Below are 17945 nucleotides of genomic sequence, written 5' to 3'. Positions count from 1 at the left end.
TTAACTGAGACTGATATGGAATCCCAAAGAAGTATAATAATTATTGGTTTATTGTTAGTTAGTTTCCTTTTATGGACTAACTATCAACAAGCTAATGCACCCGCCACTTATGAAACAAATGCTACTGATCAATCTCAGGTTCAAACAAACCAAGGTGACGACTTAGGCGGCTATTTAGATTCAGAGCAGCTTTCTACTGCAAGCCCAACAGGTGAAGTAGAAGAATTCAGTATTGATACTAGTGATGGACTTTCTTCTAATCTTGTTGCCGCCAGAAATAGTAATCGTATTATAAGCGTTACAACCGATACTTTAGATATAAAAATAGATCTAAACGGTGGTGACGTCATTGAGGCCAATCTTATAAAATTCCCAGTTACTCTGGGTTCAGATGATTCGTATCCACTATTGAAACCACAAACCGACGTTAAGCACATTGCACAGAGTTTCTTAATTGGCGCTGAAAAAAATACCAATGATCGCGCGCTCTACACTAGCCAATCGAATGAGTATACGCTAAACGGAGATACTCTCTCGATTCCACTCACATGGCGTTCACAAGACGGTATTGCGGTTACTAAAACTTTTACCTTCACCCGTGACAGCCATTTAATTGATGTGAGCTATGACGTAACAAATAACACCAACGCTCCGGTTAACTTTGCTTTTCTAGCTCGCTTAGAACAGACCACTAACGATGTTGGTGACGGCAGCATGTTCATGCCCACTTTCAGGGGCGCTGCTTACTCTACTTTAGACGACCGTTACGAAAAATTATCTTTTGGTGATATTGAAGATGGCTTCCCAAAAACGGAAACCGAAGCCGGTTGGGTAGCTATGATTGAGCATTATTTTGTAGCCGCATGGGTACCACCACAAGAAGATAAGAATACCATTACCGCTCGCACCAGTGCTAACACAGCGATTATTAGTGTTACCGGTAAACCACAGGCCGTTGCACCTAATCAACAAGCTACTTTTACGGGTAAGCTTTATTTAGGACCAAAAGACCAAGAGACACTTTCTGGCGTGGCTAGAGGTCTTGATCTGACTGTAGACTACGGACCTTTATGGTGGTTATCACAACCCTTATTCCATTTACTGCAATGGTTACATAGTTTTGTGATGAACTGGGGTGTAGCAATTATTTTAATAACCTTAATTGTAAAAGGTGCAATGTTCTGGTTGACCAAGAAACAATACGAATCAATGGCTAAAATGCGTGCCTTACAGCCAAAACTCACGCAATTGAAAGACCGTTTTGGCGACGACCGTCAAAAAATGTCACAAGCCATGATGGAAATGTACAAGAAAGAAAAGGTAAACCCAATGGGCGGTTGTTTCCCGCTGTTACTGCAAATGCCTATTTTCTTAGCTTTATATTGGGTACTGCTCGAAAGTGTTGAACTTAGACACGCGAGCTTTGCACTTTGGATTACCGACTTATCGGTACCAGATCCTTTCTTTGTATTACCGATACTAACGGGCGCAAGTATGTTTTTACTACAAAAATTGCAGCCCATGACAATACAAGATCCACTTCAGCAAAAACTGATGACTTATATGCCAGTAGCCATGAGCGTATTCTTCTTCTTCTTCCCTGCTGGTTTGGTATTGTACTGGTTAATCAGTAACTTAGTGACTTTGGTACAAGCTAAGATTATTTATGCTTCGATGGAAAAACGTGGTTTGAAGGCGAAATAAATAGTAGAGACTGATGTCTTAATTGACTTAGCACTGAAAGTTCGTAAAAAAGATCTGGTTAACAGATCTTTTTTTTGCCTAAGGTTTTATCAACGTTGGATACGGTGGGAGACAATTGCTATTATTCGCTGCAATGTTTCACTAAACTATCTGCATAACCTTGAAAAAAGAAAAAATTGCACCACCACTGGTGTAATAGCCTAAAAATACAAGCCCACAAACGGAGAACCCTATGCCCTCTTTTGATGTAGTGTCTGAACTAGATAAAGTAGAAACCAAAAATGCTGTAGACAACGCCAACCGCGATGTTTCAACACGCTTCGATTTCAAGGGAGTTGATGCTAGTTTTGAATACGTAGAAGAAACTGTTGTCATGAAAGCAGAAGCTGAATTTCAACTTCAACAAATGCAATCCATGTTGCGAGATGCATGTTCAAAACGCGGTGTAGATACGTCAGCGCTAGAAGCACAAAAAATTGATCATACAGGCAAAACCTTTAAACAAACGATTAGCTTTAAACAAGGAATAGACCAGCCCTTGGCTAAAAAAATAGTCAAAGTGATTAAAGACAAAAAACTCAAAGTTCAGACCGCGATTCAAGGTGAGCAACTGCGCGTTACCGGCAAAAAGCGTGATGATTTGCAAAGTGTGATGGCCTTGCTCCGTTCTGAAGATTTTGGTCAACCTCTTCAATTCAATAATTTTAGAGATTAGCCTATGACTCAGCCCGTTGTCACAAGCGAAACTATTGTCGCCCAGGCCACTGCTCCGGGTCGAGGCAGCGTTGGTATTGTGCGCGTATCGGGCCCAAATGCGAAAGCGATTGCAAAGTTAATACTCAAAGACTGCCCGAAACCGCGCATAGCTAGTTATCAACCGTTTTATGACAATAAGCAAAACGTCATTGACCAAGGCATCGCGCTATTTTTTGTCGGTCCGCATTCTTTTACCGGTGAAGATGTGCTTGAACTACAAGGCCATGGTGGTCAGGTAGTCATGCAACTGCTCATTGAAACATGCTTGCAAAGTGGTTTAGTTCGTCTTGCTAAACCGGGCGAATTTAGTGAACAAGCCTTTTTGAATGACAAAATGGACTTAACCCAGGCAGAAGCGATCGCAGATTTAATCAATGCTTCATCACAACAAGCCGCGAAAAGTGCGTTGCGTTCTATGCAAGGTGAGTTTTCAAAGCAAATAAACGCGCTCGTAGATAAAGTCATTTATTTAAGAATGTATGTTGAGGCAGCGATAGATTTTCCTGAAGAAGAAATCGATTTTTTGGCTGATGGGATTGTGCAATCTAATCTTGTAGACATTGTCACTTTGCTAAACAGCATTATGCATCAAGCAAAACAAGGGTCTTTACTGCGTGACGGAATGCGGGTAGTCATTGTTGGGCGACCCAATGCTGGGAAATCGAGTTTATTAAACGCCTTGAGTGGAAAAGACAGTGCAATAGTTACTGATATTGCAGGCACCACACGAGACGTTTTAAAAGAACATATTCATATAGATGGCATGCCGCTACATATTATCGATACCGCGGGCCTGCGTGACAACGCCGATAAAGTTGAACAAATTGGTATTCAAAGGGCTTGGCAAGAAATTGAGCAGGCTGATCGTGTTTTGTTTATGGTCGATGCTCAAGAAGAAAGCCAAACCCAGCCACAAGATATTTGGCCAGAATTTTACGCCAAGTTAGCACCAAACACAGCGATTACCGTTATTCGCAATAAATGTGATTTAAGCAATGAAACTCCAGGGATTAGTACTGATGGGACCTACCCAGTTATTTCATTATCAGCCAAAGACAAAAGCGGTTTAGACAGTTTAAGTGCGCATCTAAAAGAATGTATGGGTTTTGACCAAGTAGGTGAAGACCAAGTAATTGCCCGGCAGCGGCACATTACAGCGTTAATAAATGCTCAACAGCACATTGAAACGGGAAAGGATCAGCTAGAACTGAATTTCGCGGGTGAATTATTAGCAGAGGAACTGCGTATAGCCCAAGCGTATTTGAATGAAATTACCGGTGAATTTAGTTCTGACGATTTATTAGGAAAAATATTTTCTTCATTTTGTATTGGAAAATAAAATAGTAGCTTTAAGCGCTATCGCTTCATCATAAAAGGATAAGAATGTGGAAATCGAGATAGTTGTTGGATCAGTCCTTGGGGCTAGCGAGTATGTCGCAGAAGCTGTAGAGGCTATGTTGAAGGAAAAGGGCCATCAAACACAATGTCATTTTACGCCCCATTTTCAAGACATCGACCTAAATAAGCTGTTAATCGTGGTCACCTCGACCCATGGCGCTGGAGATTTGCCCGACAACATTCAAGCCTTCGCGAAAGATTTGGCTAGCAGCGACCTAAGTGGCTTGCGTGCTATAGTTATAGGCCTTGGCGATTCTAGTTACGATACTTTTTGCCAAGGCTCATTAACAATGCAAACAACAATTGAAGAGGCGGGTGGAAAAGTATTATTTCCTGTTTTCCAAATAGATGTACTTCATCATCCCATTCCTGAAGATATCGCGGTAGAATGGCTATCAGAAAAAATAGATACACTCAATTAGCTTGCGGCATACTTTAACCAAGCTTAACTTATAAAACTTTTATTATAGTAAGCATAATCCCTTGAACGAACTTGAATTAGAGACCTTACAAACCCCAATGAGCAACTTAGCTCGGGTTTTGTATTGCGTTTATTTACGCCCTCAAGTAGAAGGCAACAAGCAAACGGCCAAGGTAAATAATAAAGCAATATTACAACTAATTAATAACAAGAAACCCGTATTAACCATGGGCCGCCAAATAAGCGCCTTGTTTAAAGAATTACATCAAGTGGGATTAATAGACCTTGGCGAAGACACAGATTTTTCAAAATCCTTACATAATAAAGAACTGACCTTACCGCTTACGGCATTGCCCCAGTCCCTTGAAAACCCACAATTTCATTCACAACATAAATCAATGAAACTAGACTGGCGACCGGTACAAACAATATTTGAAGACTTATGCCAACTCGTTGGTTTAATTGAAAAAATATACAGTGCTGATGAACTAGGTGAGTTTATTGCTTACTGGTTGGGGCGCATCGATACCCAGTGCACAGAATATCAATGGACACAAAAATTGGTTATTCATTTAAAACAACGCCGACAACGGTTACCATTGTCAGAACAAAAATCCAAAGCTGGCCACCAATACGTAACGCCCAGTGCAGGTATCGTTTTTGACGATAATGTAAAACAGCTTATCAATCAGTATAAAGATCAAATTTAAAAGGTCACCCACGAGGTAGTTATGAAAACCTTAGAACAACGAGTAGCTGAGTTAAAAGGTGCTATGGGCCTTGACCGCCAAGCGGCCAAAAGCAATGCTCATATACCAAAATTTGACTACGAAAAAAATCGTCGCGAATATGAAATATTGGCAAATGCTGATTTGCAAAAATTACATCAAGAATCAAAACAAAAACGGGTTGAACAGCTTCATGGTAGATCTGAGTTAAATCCTAAGTGGACCTTCGAAAACCTACAAGAAGACGCACAAGATGTGATTGAAGCGGTCAGTATTGCGCGCTCTTTTATTGCTGCTCACAAAGACCCAAAGTGGCGTAAAAGCCGTGCCCATATGATGATATTTTATGGTGATTATGGCAGAGGAAAATCACATATAGCGGGCGCTATTGCACAAGAGTTAATTAATAAATTTGAGACCAGCGTGTTATATCGTCAGTTACAAACTCTGCTTGATATGCGCTTATATTCATACGATTACCAGTCCCAAGACAATGCCTCTTACCGCTATCGTGAAGTAAATCAACAGCTTTTAGATGTAGATTTACTTATTCTTGATGAAGTGTGCGTTAATGAAACAGTATTAAAAAAGAATGCACAGTCTTGGTTAGGAAATTTATTACGCCAACGCAAAGCCGCAAACAAAAATTGCATATTAATCACCAATCATCATCTATCAGATTTAGAAAGCGCGATTGGGCGTTATTGTTTTGAATCTATTCGCGAATACGAAACCTATCAGGTTCATTTTCAAGGACCAAGTAGACGTGCCCCGCTCACCCAACAAATAGTTTCAAGTAATCACAATACCCATCCTCAAAACTCAGGTCCGGCGTCACCGCCTTCAAGCTATCAACCAAATACTATTTCTTATAAAAAGCGCTAATCGCCTTTAGCGCTATAAAATTTAAGCCCATTACATCAATTTAGTGTAAAAACTTCTTTATTATCTCGCATAATTTTGGCAAGGTGGTAAGACAGGTAGTACATAAATGTTAACACTTAGTTAACACGCTAATTAGTAACCCATGCGAAATATTACATTTAATTTGTTTAAAAGGGCTTATCCACCATGAAAAGAATACTTCACTCACTTTGTTTTTCTAGCCTACTGTTAGTTGGTGCTTGCACGAGTGAACCCGAGTTGCCAACAAAGACACCGGTGGCCGAAACTGCTGCACAAACTCAAGCATCCCGAGCAAAGATTAAATCCGCCATCGACAGTGCAGCAGACTGGCAATTGGCAAGAATGGATGATTTTGAGTCCTACATTCCTACATTTATTCACCGTACCGTAGAAGAACGTGGTTGGGTCCAGGGTGCTTTCTATCTTGGCTTAGTGAGATGGGCACAGGCTACCAATAATCAAGACTACATTGATTTTTTGCGTAAGCATGGAGAAGAGCAAAACTGGCGCATAGGTGACCGAACATATCATGCTGATGACCACGTTATTGCGCAATATTATTTATATCTTTATGAGCAAGATAAAAACCCAGAAATTTTGCATGAAACGATTAGTGAATTTGACATTATCCTCTCGAACCAACCTAAAACAGACCTAGATTTTGTCCCAAGAGGTAAAATTAAAGACGAAGGTTACGATCATGACTGCCAAAAACGATGGTGCTGGTCTGATGCTTTGTTTATGTCACCACCGGTTTGGTTTCATTTAAGTAATATTACGGGTGACGACAAATACGCCGCCTACGCGCATCAAGAGTATGTTGCGGTAACCGATTACCTGCTAGATCCTGAATATAACCTCTACTTTAGAGACAGTCGCTTTTTAGAGAGAAGAGAAGACGATGGATCTAAAATATTTTGGAGTCGTGGTAATGGCTGGGTATATTCTGGCTTGGCAAATATTATCGACACCTTAAAACAAGATGACCCGCGTCGTGGTTACTATATCGATTTGTTCAAACGTATGTCGGTAAGTCTAGCTAAACTACAATCTGACAGCGGCTATTGGCCAGTATCCTTGGCAGCCGGTGATTTATATCCAACACCCGAAAGTAGTGGTACTGCCTTTTTCGTGGCCGGCTTAGCGTGGGGTGTTAACAACGATATACTTGATGAAAGCACCTACTTACCGACGATTCAAAAAGGCTGGGATGCTTTACTTAAAGCCCAAAAAGAAGATGGAATGTTAGGCTACGTACAGCAAGTAGGTTATGCCCCCGACAAAGTGTCACCAGATGAAACCCAGCTATATGGCGCGGGCGCCTTCCTTTTAGCCGGCATGGAAATTCTAGAGATGGCAGATAAAATCAAGTAATTTTGCCATGCCTATATAAGGCCATTACCCGCAACACCATAATCCCAATATCACTCGAAGAAAGGTCATTCCTGCAAAAGCAGGAACCTCCCACTTAACCTGACAAGCTAACCACAGAGCTTGTTTTCAGTTTGCTATGTACTGTGGGAGGTACTCGCCTGCGCGAGCATGACGGTGGTAGACATCATCGTAGTAATGATCCTCGTCATTACTGCGAAGGCAGTAATCTCCAACTTAACCTAACAAGCTAACCACTGAGCATGTTTTCAATTTGCCGTCTAATGGAGGAGTTACTCGCCTCCGCGAGCATGACGGTGGTATAGTGATATTTCTTCACAAGTAATTTCACCTATTTACACCAAAATACGCTCAATAAAACCTCAATTTATAAAAACAACGAATTTATTTTCATATTCATTAAGAGAAAGTCTCCACAGGACACTACATTTCAATTCACTTACTCACAAAACCTGCATAATTACGACATCAACCGCAGCTATTAAAAAATAAGCCACAACTTATTCACAAGCTATACCGTAAAATTTATGACATGTGGATAACTCAGGTATAAACATGTTAATTAGTGGAGAATAAGGTAGGTATAAAATTGCTCACTTTTTAGGCTGTGTATAAGTGGGTAAGTTATCCTCAGGCTATACATAGTTGTGATCTTCACTATACAAGATCTATCATCGATATAATTTATTGATTTATATACAAAAAAATCGCTTATCAACATAAAAGTGCTTACTTAATAATAGTAATAATAAAGATCTTTAAAGAAAAGAATATATATACTACTGAGGATGTTTTTCATTTTTCAGCGTTTTAAAAAAATAAAACGGGCTAATTTATAAAGTGTTTAATATTTAAACAATCGTATTTCAAAAATCAAAAACTTCATATACAATACGCGCCCTTTCAAAAAGGATGTTTTAAGCAGAAGAACTTGCTCTATTTGTCAATGTAGACAAAAGACACATTTGTTCAATAACATTTTTTTGAAATTAGCGTTTTAAACTTATTGAGGGTTAACATGTTTTATCAGCAAGACTTTGATGTAATTGTTGTTGGTGGTGGTCATGCAGGTACAGAAGCTGCAATGGCATCTGCACGCATGGGTGCAAAAACTCTGTTACTCACTCATAGCATAGAAACCTTAGGGCAAATGTCATGTAACCCAGCCATTGGTGGCATAGGAAAAGGACATTTAGTTAAAGAAATTGATGCACTTGGTGGCGTTATGGCAAAAGCCATAGACAAAGCTGGCATACAATTTCGAACCTTAAATAGTTCTAAAGGACCAGCAGTAAGGGCTACACGCGCCCAAGCAGACCGAACGCTGTACCGAATTGCCGTTCGCAACATGCTTGAACAACAAGAAAACTTAACCCTGTTTCAGCAAGCTTGTGATGATTTGATTGTTGAAAATGACCGCGTATGTGGTGTCGTTACCCAAATGGGCTTAAAATTTAAAGCTAAAACAGTGGTAATTACCGTTGGCACTTTTTTAGGTGGTACCATTCACATTGGTATGCAAAATTACAAAGGCGGTCGTGCTGGCGACCCACCCTCTATCGCCCTTGCTGACCGTTTAAGAGCTTTACCATTTCGCGTTGATCGCCTAAAAACCGGCACGCCCGCAAGACTTGATGCTAGAACTTTAGATTTTTCTGTTATGCAAGAACAGCCTGGTGATACACCTTTGCCGACATTTTCGTTTATGGGTTCAGTTGCCGATCATCCTCGTCAAATCCCTTGCTACATCACTCATACTAACGAAAACACCCACGAGATTATCCGCGGTGGTTTAGACCGCTCACCCATGTATACTGGGAATATTGAAGGGATTGGACCACGCTATTGCCCATCAATTGAAGATAAAATTGTTCGTTTTGCAGATAAAACATCACATCAAATATTTGTTGAACCAGAAGGCTTAAACAGCATAGAAGTTTACCCAAACGGTATATCAACAAGCTTACCGTTTGACGTTCAAATGAATTTGGTAAGGTCAATTAAAGGCTTTGAGAACGCGCACATTATCCGTCCTGGTTATGCCATTGAATATGATTTTTTCGATCCCCGTGACTTGAAACAAACCCTCGAAACCAAATTTATTCAAGGTTTGTTTTTCGCTGGCCAAATAAATGGTACCACAGGCTACGAAGAAGCCGGTGCACAAGGCTTAATTGCGGGTACAAACGCTGCTTTGCAAGTCCAAGAAAAAGACCCATTTATTTTAGGTCGTGATCAAGCCTATGTAGGTGTATTGATTGATGATTTAGCAACCATGGGCACAAAAGAACCCTACAGAATGTTTACAAGTCGTGCTGAATACAGACTTCTGCTTCGCGAAGACAATGCCGATGCTCGTTTAACAGAGCAAGGTAGAAAACTCGGCTTAGTGTGCGACAAACGCTGGGCTGCTTTCTCTGCAAAAATGGAAGCTGTTGAGCAAGAAAAACAGCGCTTAGCCAGCAACTGGATACATCCTAGTCACCAAGCCGCTGAAGCATTAAATGGTATTTTGAAAAATCCGGTAAGCAGAGAACATTCTCTTGAAGAGCTTATTCGTAGACCAGAAATGACTTACAAAACGCTTATGCAAATTGAATCTATTGGACCTGGACTTGAAGATCCAAAAGCGGCCGAACAGGTTGAAATACAAATCAAATATGCGGGCTATATTTCGCGTCAATTAGATGAAATAGCAAAATCACAGCGACATGAAAATTCGCTACTACCACCTGACTTCGATTATTCGAAAATATCTGGCTTGTCAAACGAGGTCGTAGCCAAATTAACCGATGCACGGCCAGAAACGATCGGTAAAGCGTCGCGAATCTCAGGCATTACGCCTGCCGCGGTGTCGCTGTTGGTGGTATATTTGAAAAAGCACAATATCTTGTTCAAACAAGACAAACAATCAGCTTAATACGTATTATTTTAGGAGCTTTGCCTTGTGGATGATCTAAAAGAAAGTTTGCTCAAGCAGTTTGACGAACTTGCGCCGCAATTAGATTTTGACGTTAGCCAAACTCAGCGAACCCAGCTCATTGATTATGTGCTCTTACTGCATAAATGGAACAAAGCCTACAATTTAAGTTCGGTTAGGTTACCCAGTGAAATGCTAGTTAAGCACATTTTTGATTCTATTGTGATTACCCCATATTTGCAGGGCACGCACTTTGCCGACGTGGGCACAGGACCAGGGTTACCTGGGATCCCTTTGGCTATTATGTGCCCTGATAAATCCTTTACCCTCATTGATTCTTTGGGTAAACGGGTGACTTTCATGAAACAAGCTATACATTCACTCAAACTAGAAAATGTCACTCCGATGTTGAGCCGAGTAGAAGATTATATTCCTGCGCATGGTTTTGATGGTGTATTAAGCCGCGCTTTTGCATCGCTGAATGACATGCTGCATTGGTGTAAGCATTTGATTGCTAAGGAAGGCTTGTTTTTAGCACTAAAAGGCCAGCTACATCAGCAAGAACTAAATGAAATTCCCGCGCAATTTACACTAGTACAAAGTATCCCACTTTTGATACCATCACTTACTGGTGATAGACATTTGGTAAAAATAAAAATGGCTGATGCCTAGTCAATATTTTTGGAAGTATTTTGGATTAGTTGCCTAATAAAATAAACGATTTATAAATAAATATCGCCGGTTTTTTTAGGGTAGACTTAAGGTAGTTTAATTAGGGAAGGTGTTCAACTAGTGGCACGTGTCATTTCAATAGCAAACCAAAAAGGTGGAGTCGGTAAAACGACTACCGCGGTAAATGTTGCTGCGTCAATGGCAGCGACTAAACGCAAAGTATTGCTGATTGATTTAGATCCCCAAGGCAATGCAACAATGGGCAGTGGCGTAGATAAATACAACGTTGAAAATACTTGTTATGAATTATTGATAGAAGAAAAACCCGCTAAAGAAGTCATTATTACCGAAACCACCGGTAAATTTCATCTTATTGCTGGAAACTCTGACATTACCGCTGCCGAAATTAAATTGATGGATGTTTTTGCCAGAGAAACGCGCTTACGCGCTGCTATTGCACCCATTAAAGATGACTATGACTTTATTTTCATAGACTGCCCGCCTTCGTTAAATCAACTTACCGTGAATGCTTTAGCTGCGTCTGACTCTGTTTTGGTTCCTATGCAATGTGAATATTACGCTCTTGAAGGGGTAACCGCATTGATGGACACGATTGAAAAATTAGCATCGGTAGTAAATCCTGATTTGAAAATCGAAGGCGTTTTACGCACGATGTACGACCCACGCAATCGACTTGCCAATGATGTGTCAGAACAATTAAAACGCTATTTTGGTGAACAAGTATATCGCACAGTTATTCCCAGAAACGTAAGGTTAGCAGAAGCACCTAGTTTTGGTGAGCCTGCGATGTACTACGACAAATCATCTAACGGTGCAAAAGCATATTTAGCGCTGGCGGGTGAAATTTTACGCAGACGCAGCAAACTAGAAACCGCATAATCAACAAAAAGAATACGCAAGAGGCATGTAAGATGGCACCGAAGAATAAAGGACTGGGTAGAGGATTGGATGCATTACTCGCTACCAGTAAAAGCGTTGCCGATAAAGATGCAAAAAATGCCGTCGATGACAACGAACTCAAAAAAATTCCCATAGAATTCCTCAAGCCTGGTAAATACCAACCGCGCAAAGATATGGCCGACGAAGCCCTTGAAGAATTAGCAGCTTCAATAAAATCCCAAGGCATCATTCAGCCCATTGTTGTGCGTCAAATTGACAATGACAAATATGAAATTATTGCCGGTGAGCGCAGATGGCGCGCAGCACAATTGGCTAAACTCGATATTGTCCCGTGTTTGATTAAAAATGTGCCCGATGACGCTGCGGTTGCAATTGCTCTGATTGAAAATATTCAGCGCGAAGACCTTAACGCTATGGAAGAAGCGCAAGCCCTAGACCGTTTAATGGTTGAATTTAATTTAACTCATCAACAAGTTGCTGATGCTGTGGGTAAGTCAAGAACCACGGTTAGCAACCTTTTACGTTTGAATGGCTTAGAGCCAGCGGTAAAAACATTATTAGAACATGGTGATATTGAAATGGGCCATGCGCGTGCACTCTTAGCCGTAGATGGTGAACTGCAGGCAAAACTAGCTAAACAAATTGCAGATGAAGGAATGACAGTGCGTCAAACTGAAGTCTTAGTTAAAAAAGCACAAAACACTGATAAGCTAGCAGAAACTAAACCAGCACCTAAAATAGACCCAGATGTGGCTAGTTTGCAAAATAAGCTAGCGGACTCTTTAGGCACACAAGTGAAAATTGACCACAATACAAAGGGTAAGGGCAAGTTGGTTATTAGTTTTGGTGATCTTGAACAGTTAGACGGAATATTAGCAAAAATTAGTATCGAAAAATAAACAGCTTTATACATCGAAAAAATCACGTCTATTAGCACCATAAGTGTGCATAAAGCTTGAATTATTCTAAGTAAACAGTATACTGCTGTCGCTTTTAGCGCGGGTTTTATCGATAGGTGCTAAACCATATGCAAAAAGGGATCGCGACCCAAGGCAGAATACTTGCCATAAAAGGGATTATAACGCAGGTTTTTGTAAGCTTTTTTTGCATTATTGCCGTAGCACTTGTGCAGAGTGATTACATCTTGAGTGTAATGCTTGGCTGCTTAAGTTTTGTAGTACCACATAGTATTTTTGCGTACTGGGTTTTCCGGTATGCAGGCGCCACCAAAAACAATATAGTGGCCCAGAGTTTTAGTCAGGGAATGAAATTAAAATTAATCCTGACGAGTATTATATTTGCAATTGCGTTTTCGTCGTTAAACGCGCACCCACTTCCTCTTCTTGGTGCATACGCAATTGTTATGGTTAGCCAGTGGTTAGCCATGTATTGGATAAAATCTTAAGTTTTGTCTAATAAATAAACGGTTTTTAAATTCTATAATTTGGGTAAACAATGGCAACTGAATATACTACTACTGAATATATCCAACACCATTTAACCAATGCAACTATGTGTTCTGTTGATGGCGAAGTCGCTTTTAATAAAGCATGTAGTGACGCTGGTTTTTGGGCTATTCACGTTGATACCATGGCATGGTCTATAGGCCTAGGTATCTTATTTTTATACTTGTTTCGTCGTACGGCGAAAAAAGTCACCACAGGCGTACCATCAAAAGGTCAAGCCTTCGTTGAGTTAATCATCGAATTTGTGAACGACAACGTGACAAGTACTTTCCATGGCAGAAGCAAACTAATAGCACCATTAGCATTGACCATTTTTGTTTGGGTCTTGTTAATGAACCTAATGGATTTAGTGCCGGTTGATGTAATACCGACTATTTCAGGGCTTATCGGTTCTAGCGTTTTTGGCATGGACCCACATGACGTTTACAACAAAGCGGTGCCCACGACCGACCTCAACCTCACCTTTGCTTTAGCCTTGGGTGTTTTCATCCTTATCATCTACTATTCAATTAAGATGAAAGGCATAAGCGGTTTTGCGAAAGAACTAAGCATGCAACCGTTTAATCACTGGGCTTTTATTCCTGTTAACCTTATTTTGGAATTAGTTACCTTGTTCGCTAGACCACTGTCGCTTGCTTTGCGTCTATTCGGTAACTTGTATGCCAGTGAGCTTATCTTTATTTTGATTGCTACCATAGGCTTATGGCAGTTGCCTCTGCACTTTATGTGGGCAGTTTTTCATATACTAGTATTACCACTTCAAGCCTTCATTTTCATGATGTTAACCATCGTGTATTTGAGCTTGGCAAGTGAAGACCACTAATTTTTAACTATTTACTTTAATTTTTAACTTTAAACTTAACTACAATCGGAGATACACAATGATCGCAATCGCAGTTGCACTACTAATCGGTATGGGTGCCCTAGGTACCGCTATTGGTTTCGGTATTCTAGGTGGGAAATTCCTAGAATCAGCGGCTCGTCAACCAGAGCTAGCACCACAACTTCAAGTTAAAATGTTCATCGTAGCAGGTCTAATAGATGCTATCGCGATGATCGGTGTTGGTATAGCACTATACTTATTGTTCGCAGTTGGTCTTGGTTAATTCAACAGAATTTTACGTTAGCGAACCCTAAATAGGAGGAGTCGAAATATGAACATGAATTTCACTCTAATTGGTCAACTTGTAGCATTTGCTGTATTTGTGTTGTTCTGCATGAAATATGTATGGCCACCACTACTAGCTGCAATCGAAGATCGCCAAAAAATCATCGCTGATGGTTTGGCTGCATCTGACCGAGCTGAAAAAGACCTAGAACTTGCTCAACAACGCGCTACTGCTCAGCTGAAAGAAGCTAAGCAACAAGCTGCTGAAATTGTTGAACAAGCGAAAAAACGAGCGAATCAACTTGTTGATGAAGAAACTCAACGTGGCCATGCAGAGCGCGAGAAAATCGTTGCCGCAGGTTATGCCGAAATCGAATCTGAGCGCAACCGAGTAAAAGAAGACCTTCGCAAGCAAGTAGCTAGTTTAGCTATCGCTGGCGCTGAGCGTATCTTAGCTCGCGAAATTGACGCACAGGCACAGAATGACATTGTTGAAAAACTTGTCGCTGAGCTGTAAGGGAGAAGAGCTATGTCTGAATTGACAACCGTTGCTCGCCCTTACGCTAAGGCTGCTTTTGATTTTGCTGTTGAGTCTGCAGATATTGCTAAATGGCAAGAAATGTTAGTTTTTGCCAGCGAAGTGACTAAAAATAGTGACATTCGCGATTTGCTTTCGAGCGCTATGGCGCCTGAACAGCTAGCAGAAATATTTGTCAGCATTTGTGAAGAACAACTCAATACTCATGGTCAAAACTTTGTAAAAGTTTTGGCTGATAATAATCGATTATCTGTTCTGCCTGATATTTCGACTCAGTTCAATATTCTGAAATCAGAATACGACAAAGAAGTAGAAGTAGATGTTATATCTGCTATCGAATTGTCGAAAGAACAAGTCAGTAAAATGAGCGCGGCGCTAGAAAAAAGATTAGCACGTAAAGTGAAGCTAAATTGTAGCGTGGATCCTGAATTGGTCGCGGGCATTATTATAAAAGCCGGCGATACTGTAATTGATGGCTCTGTACATTCTAAACTCAACCGTCTTTCAGACGCGTTACAAGCATAAACGGGGATAAAGAGCATGCAACTTAATTCCACTGAGATTGCAGAACTTATCAAGAAAAGAATTGAAAAGTTTGATGTAGCTAGTGAAGCTCGAAACGAAGGTACTATTGTTGGCGTAGCCGACGGTATTATCCGTATACACGGCCTTGCCGATGTAATGCAAGGTGAAATGATTGAACTACCAGGAAGTCGTTATGCGATAGCCTTGAACCTTGAACGAGATTCAGTAGGTGCGGTAGTAATGGGTCCTTACCAGGACTTGCAAGAAGGTATTAAAGTACAATCTACTGGTCGTATCTTAGAAGTTCCAGTAGGTCCAGGCCTCCTTGGTCGTGTTGTTAACACACTAGGTGAGCCAATTGACGGAAAAGGCGCGGTTGACGCAGCTGGTTTTGAACCTGTTGAAAAAATCGCTCCTGGCGTAATCGAACGTCAATCAGTCGACCAACCTGTGCAAACAGGCTATAAATCTGTCGATGCGATGATTCCAATTGGTCGTGGTCAACGTGAGCTAATCATTGGGGACCGCCAAACAGGTAAAACTGCTTTAGCAATCGATGCAATTATTAACCAACGTGGTACAGGCGTTAAATGCGTATATGTAGCAATTGGTCAAAAAGCTTCTACTATTGCCAACGTAGTACGTAAGTTAGAAGAACACGGCGCAATGGGTCACACTATTGTCGTTGCTGCTTCTGCTTCAGAATCTGCTGCATTGCAATACCTAGCGCCATATTCTGGTTGTACTATGGGTGAATATTTCCGCGACCGCGGTGAAGACGCCCTTATCGTATATGATGATTTGTCTAAGCAAGCTGTTGCTTATCGCCAAGTGTCATTGCTTCTTAAACGTCCTCCTGGTCGTGAAGCGTACCCTGGTGACGTATTCTATTTGCATTCACGCTTATTAGAACGTGCAGCACGCGTAAACAACGTTTATGTAGAAAAATTCACCAAGGGTGAAGTAAAAGGTAAAACAGGTTCATTAACTGCCTTACCGATTATCGAAACTCAAGCGGGTGACGTTTCTGCATTCGTACCAACCAACGTTATCTCAATTACCGATGGTCAAATATTCTTAGAATCTGACATGTTTAACGCGGGTATTCGTCCGCCAGTTAACGCCGGTATTTCAGTATCTCGTGTTGGTGGTGCTGCGCAAACCAAAATAGTTAAGAAATTGGGTGGTGGTATTCGTTTAGCACTTGCTCAATATCGTGAGCTAGCGGCTTTCTCTCAGTTTGCATCAGATCTTGATGTTGAAACTCGTGAGCAACTAGAGCACGGTGAACGCGTCATGGAGTTGATGAAACAGAACCAATATGCACCGTTATCGGTAGCTGAAACTTCTGTGTCATTGTTTGCAGCTGAGAAAGGCTACTTGAAAGATATAGAATTGAACAAGATTCTAGATTTTGAAGCAGCACTTCAATCGTACATGAATAATGAACATGGCGAGCTGATGAGCATGATCAACGAAACTGGTAACTACAATGATGATATTGAATCACAGTTGAAAGCAGCGTTCGATACGTTCAAATCAACACAAACGTGGTAATTCAATTGGCCAATATTATATACCTAATGTTGGCCGCGTTGAGTAATATCAGGAAAGTGGAGAAGTTTCATGGCTAGCGGAAAAGAGATAAAAGGTAAAATTGGGAGTATTAAAAATACTCAAAAGATTACCAGTGCAATGGAAATGGTTGCTGCGTCAAAAATGAAACGCGCGCAGGAACGTATGGCCTCTGGCCGTCCATATGCACAAAATATGCTAAAAGTGATTGGCCACATTGCTAACGGTAGTTTGGAATATCGTCATCCATATTTGGAAGAACGAGAAGTCAAAAACGTAGGGTTCATTGTAATCTCTACTGACCGTGGATTGTGTGGTGGCTTAAATACCAACGAGTTTAAGTTGGTAATAAAACAAGTAAAAGCTTACAAAGAAAAAGATGTGGGGATTCATTTCGCTGCGTTAGGTTCAAAAGCGGTTACCTTCTTTAGTCGTTTTGGCGGCAATGTAATGGCAGCTGAATCAGGACTTGGTGACAAGCCCACTGTAAGTGACGTTGTTGGCGTAGTAAAAGTAATGCTTAAAGCCTACGACAAAGGCGAATTAGATAAGGTTTACCTTGTCTATAACGACTTTGTAAATACTATGAGCCAAGAGCCACAGGTCAATCAATTATTGCCTTTGCCTAAATCAGAAGATAAAGCATTAAAACATCGTTGGGATTACATATACGAGCCCGATCCAAAAGATATTTTGGAAGCATTAATGACTCGTTATATTGAATCTCAGGTTTACCAAGGTGTTGTAGAAAATGTCGCGTCAGAACAAGCGGCGCGAATGGTAGCGATGAAAGCGGCTACCGACAATGCCGGTGACCTAATTGATGATTTGCAATTGGTATATAACAAGGCTCGCCAAGCCGCGATTACACAAGAAATTAGTGAAATCGTCGCAGGTGCAGCGGCCGTATAGGCC

Annotated in this window: 18 protein-coding genes; all 18 read left to right on the top strand. The window is 40.9% G+C overall.

All coding sequences use genetic code 11. From position 1 onward, the window contains the following. Positions 1-15: 15 nt before the first annotated feature. The 18 genes from yidC (at position 16) to atpG (ending at position 17942) form a co-directional block, all read left to right on the top strand. Positions 16-1704, top strand: a complete 1689-nt coding sequence (yidC, locus tag AC0L6H_RS04255; protein WP_473392807.1) for a membrane protein insertase YidC — start codon at positions 16-18, stop codon at positions 1702-1704. 232 nt (positions 1705-1936) lie between these two features. Next, positions 1937-2419: a YajQ family cyclic di-GMP-binding protein gene (locus AC0L6H_RS04250; RefSeq protein ID WP_473392805.1), complete on the top strand. Its 483-nt coding sequence runs from the start codon at positions 1937-1939 to the stop codon at positions 2417-2419. 3 nt (positions 2420-2422) lie between these two features. Next, a complete protein-coding gene (gene mnmE, locus AC0L6H_RS04245; protein ID WP_473392804.1) occupies positions 2423-3799 on the top strand; it encodes a tRNA uridine-5-carboxymethylaminomethyl(34) synthesis GTPase MnmE in 1377 nt (458 codons plus the stop codon). Between the two features lie 46 nt (positions 3800-3845). Continuing rightward, positions 3846-4280 carry an FMN-binding protein MioC gene (gene mioC, locus AC0L6H_RS04240; protein ID WP_473392803.1) on the top strand — a complete coding sequence of 145 codons (435 nt, stop codon included), beginning with the start codon at positions 3846-3848 and terminating at the stop codon, positions 4278-4280. A 61-nt stretch (positions 4281-4341) separates the two neighbouring features. Then, entirely contained in the window at positions 4342-4989 is a 648-nt protein-coding gene (locus AC0L6H_RS04235; RefSeq protein ID WP_473392801.1) for a DnaT-like ssDNA-binding domain-containing protein, read from the top strand. 21 nt (positions 4990-5010) lie between these two features. Further along, a complete protein-coding gene (locus tag AC0L6H_RS04230) occupies positions 5011-5892 on the top strand; it encodes an ATP-binding protein (RefSeq protein WP_473392800.1) in 882 nt (293 codons plus the stop codon). Positions 5893-6078: 186 nt separating this feature from the next. After that, complete coding sequence (locus tag AC0L6H_RS04225) at positions 6079-7287, top strand: glycoside hydrolase family 88/105 protein (protein WP_473392798.1); 1209 nt, start codon at positions 6079-6081, stop codon at positions 7285-7287. Between the two features lie 1036 nt (positions 7288-8323). Continuing rightward, complete coding sequence (gene mnmG, locus AC0L6H_RS04220; RefSeq protein WP_473392797.1) at positions 8324-10225, top strand: tRNA uridine-5-carboxymethylaminomethyl(34) synthesis enzyme MnmG; 1902 nt, start codon at positions 8324-8326, stop codon at positions 10223-10225. A gap of 27 nt (positions 10226-10252) precedes the next feature. Then, positions 10253-10897: a 16S rRNA (guanine(527)-N(7))-methyltransferase RsmG gene (rsmG, locus tag AC0L6H_RS04215; protein ID WP_473392796.1), complete on the top strand. Its 645-nt coding sequence runs from the start codon at positions 10253-10255 to the stop codon at positions 10895-10897. A 120-nt stretch (positions 10898-11017) separates the two neighbouring features. Further along, positions 11018-11797 carry a ParA family protein gene (locus AC0L6H_RS04210; protein WP_473392794.1) on the top strand — a complete coding sequence of 260 codons (780 nt, stop codon included), beginning with the start codon at positions 11018-11020 and terminating at the stop codon, positions 11795-11797. Positions 11798-11829: 32 nt separating this feature from the next. Next, positions 11830-12717, top strand: coding sequence for a ParB/RepB/Spo0J family partition protein (locus AC0L6H_RS04205; protein ID WP_473392793.1), 888 nt, complete (start codon positions 11830-11832; stop codon positions 12715-12717). 128 nt (positions 12718-12845) lie between these two features. Beyond that, the gene (locus AC0L6H_RS04200) at positions 12846-13223 is read left to right on the top strand and encodes an ATP synthase subunit I (protein WP_473392792.1); all 378 of its coding nucleotides are present in this window, start codon (positions 12846-12848) and stop codon (positions 13221-13223) included. A gap of 50 nt (positions 13224-13273) precedes the next feature. Continuing rightward, on the top strand, positions 13274-14107 hold the full coding sequence (gene atpB / locus AC0L6H_RS04195; protein ID WP_473392791.1) for a F0F1 ATP synthase subunit A: 834 nt from the start codon (positions 13274-13276) through the stop codon (positions 14105-14107). Between the two features lie 58 nt (positions 14108-14165). Continuing rightward, entirely contained in the window at positions 14166-14390 is a 225-nt protein-coding gene (gene atpE / locus AC0L6H_RS04190) for a F0F1 ATP synthase subunit C (RefSeq protein ID WP_297348786.1), read from the top strand. A 48-nt stretch (positions 14391-14438) separates the two neighbouring features. Beyond that, positions 14439-14909 carry a F0F1 ATP synthase subunit B gene (gene atpF, locus AC0L6H_RS04185; RefSeq protein WP_473392790.1) on the top strand — a complete coding sequence of 157 codons (471 nt, stop codon included), beginning with the start codon at positions 14439-14441 and terminating at the stop codon, positions 14907-14909. Positions 14910-14921: 12 nt separating this feature from the next. After that, a complete protein-coding gene (atpH, locus tag AC0L6H_RS04180; protein ID WP_473392788.1) occupies positions 14922-15455 on the top strand; it encodes a F0F1 ATP synthase subunit delta in 534 nt (177 codons plus the stop codon). A gap of 15 nt (positions 15456-15470) precedes the next feature. Then, positions 15471-17012 (top strand): F0F1 ATP synthase subunit alpha, encoded by a 1542-nt coding sequence (atpA, locus tag AC0L6H_RS04175; RefSeq protein WP_473392787.1) that lies wholly within the window; start codon positions 15471-15473, stop codon positions 17010-17012. A gap of 69 nt (positions 17013-17081) precedes the next feature. Further along, complete coding sequence (gene atpG, locus AC0L6H_RS04170; RefSeq protein WP_473392786.1) at positions 17082-17942, top strand: F0F1 ATP synthase subunit gamma; 861 nt, start codon at positions 17082-17084, stop codon at positions 17940-17942. Positions 17943-17945: the final 3 nt, after the last annotated feature.

It is taken from the genome of Glaciecola sp. G7-5 (assembly GCF_055808975.1).
The sequence above is the reverse complement of the archived record's forward strand: the minus strand, read 5'-3'. Positions and strand labels throughout refer to the sequence as shown.

What these genes read in the sequence shown, in the direction of transcription:
- yidC (WP_473392807.1), top strand. Translation starts at nt 16, where the DNA reads ATGGAATCCCAAAGAAGTATAATAATTATTGGTTTATTGTTAGTTAGT.
- AC0L6H_RS04250 (WP_473392805.1), top strand. Translation starts at nt 1,937, where the DNA reads ATGCCCTCTTTTGATGTAGTGTCTGAACTAGATAAAGTAGAAACCAAA.
- mnmE (WP_473392804.1), top strand. Translation starts at nt 2,423, where the DNA reads ATGACTCAGCCCGTTGTCACAAGCGAAACTATTGTCGCCCAGGCCACT.
- AC0L6H_RS04230 (WP_473392800.1), top strand. Translation starts at nt 5,011, where the DNA reads ATGAAAACCTTAGAACAACGAGTAGCTGAGTTAAAAGGTGCTATGGGC.
- AC0L6H_RS04225 (WP_473392798.1), top strand. Translation starts at nt 6,079, where the DNA reads ATGAAAAGAATACTTCACTCACTTTGTTTTTCTAGCCTACTGTTAGTT.
- mnmG (WP_473392797.1), top strand. Translation starts at nt 8,324, where the DNA reads ATGTTTTATCAGCAAGACTTTGATGTAATTGTTGTTGGTGGTGGTCAT.
- AC0L6H_RS04205 (WP_473392793.1), top strand. Translation starts at nt 11,830, where the DNA reads ATGGCACCGAAGAATAAAGGACTGGGTAGAGGATTGGATGCATTACTC.
- AC0L6H_RS04200 (WP_473392792.1), top strand. Translation starts at nt 12,846, where the DNA reads ATGCAAAAAGGGATCGCGACCCAAGGCAGAATACTTGCCATAAAAGGG.
- atpB (WP_473392791.1), top strand. Translation starts at nt 13,274, where the DNA reads ATGGCAACTGAATATACTACTACTGAATATATCCAACACCATTTAACC.
- atpE (WP_297348786.1), top strand. Translation starts at nt 14,166, where the DNA reads ATGATCGCAATCGCAGTTGCACTACTAATCGGTATGGGTGCCCTAGGT.
- atpF (WP_473392790.1), top strand. Translation starts at nt 14,439, where the DNA reads ATGAACATGAATTTCACTCTAATTGGTCAACTTGTAGCATTTGCTGTA.
- atpH (WP_473392788.1), top strand. Translation starts at nt 14,922, where the DNA reads ATGTCTGAATTGACAACCGTTGCTCGCCCTTACGCTAAGGCTGCTTTT.
- atpA (WP_473392787.1), top strand. Translation starts at nt 15,471, where the DNA reads ATGCAACTTAATTCCACTGAGATTGCAGAACTTATCAAGAAAAGAATT.
- atpG (WP_473392786.1), top strand. Translation starts at nt 17,082, where the DNA reads ATGGCTAGCGGAAAAGAGATAAAAGGTAAAATTGGGAGTATTAAAAAT.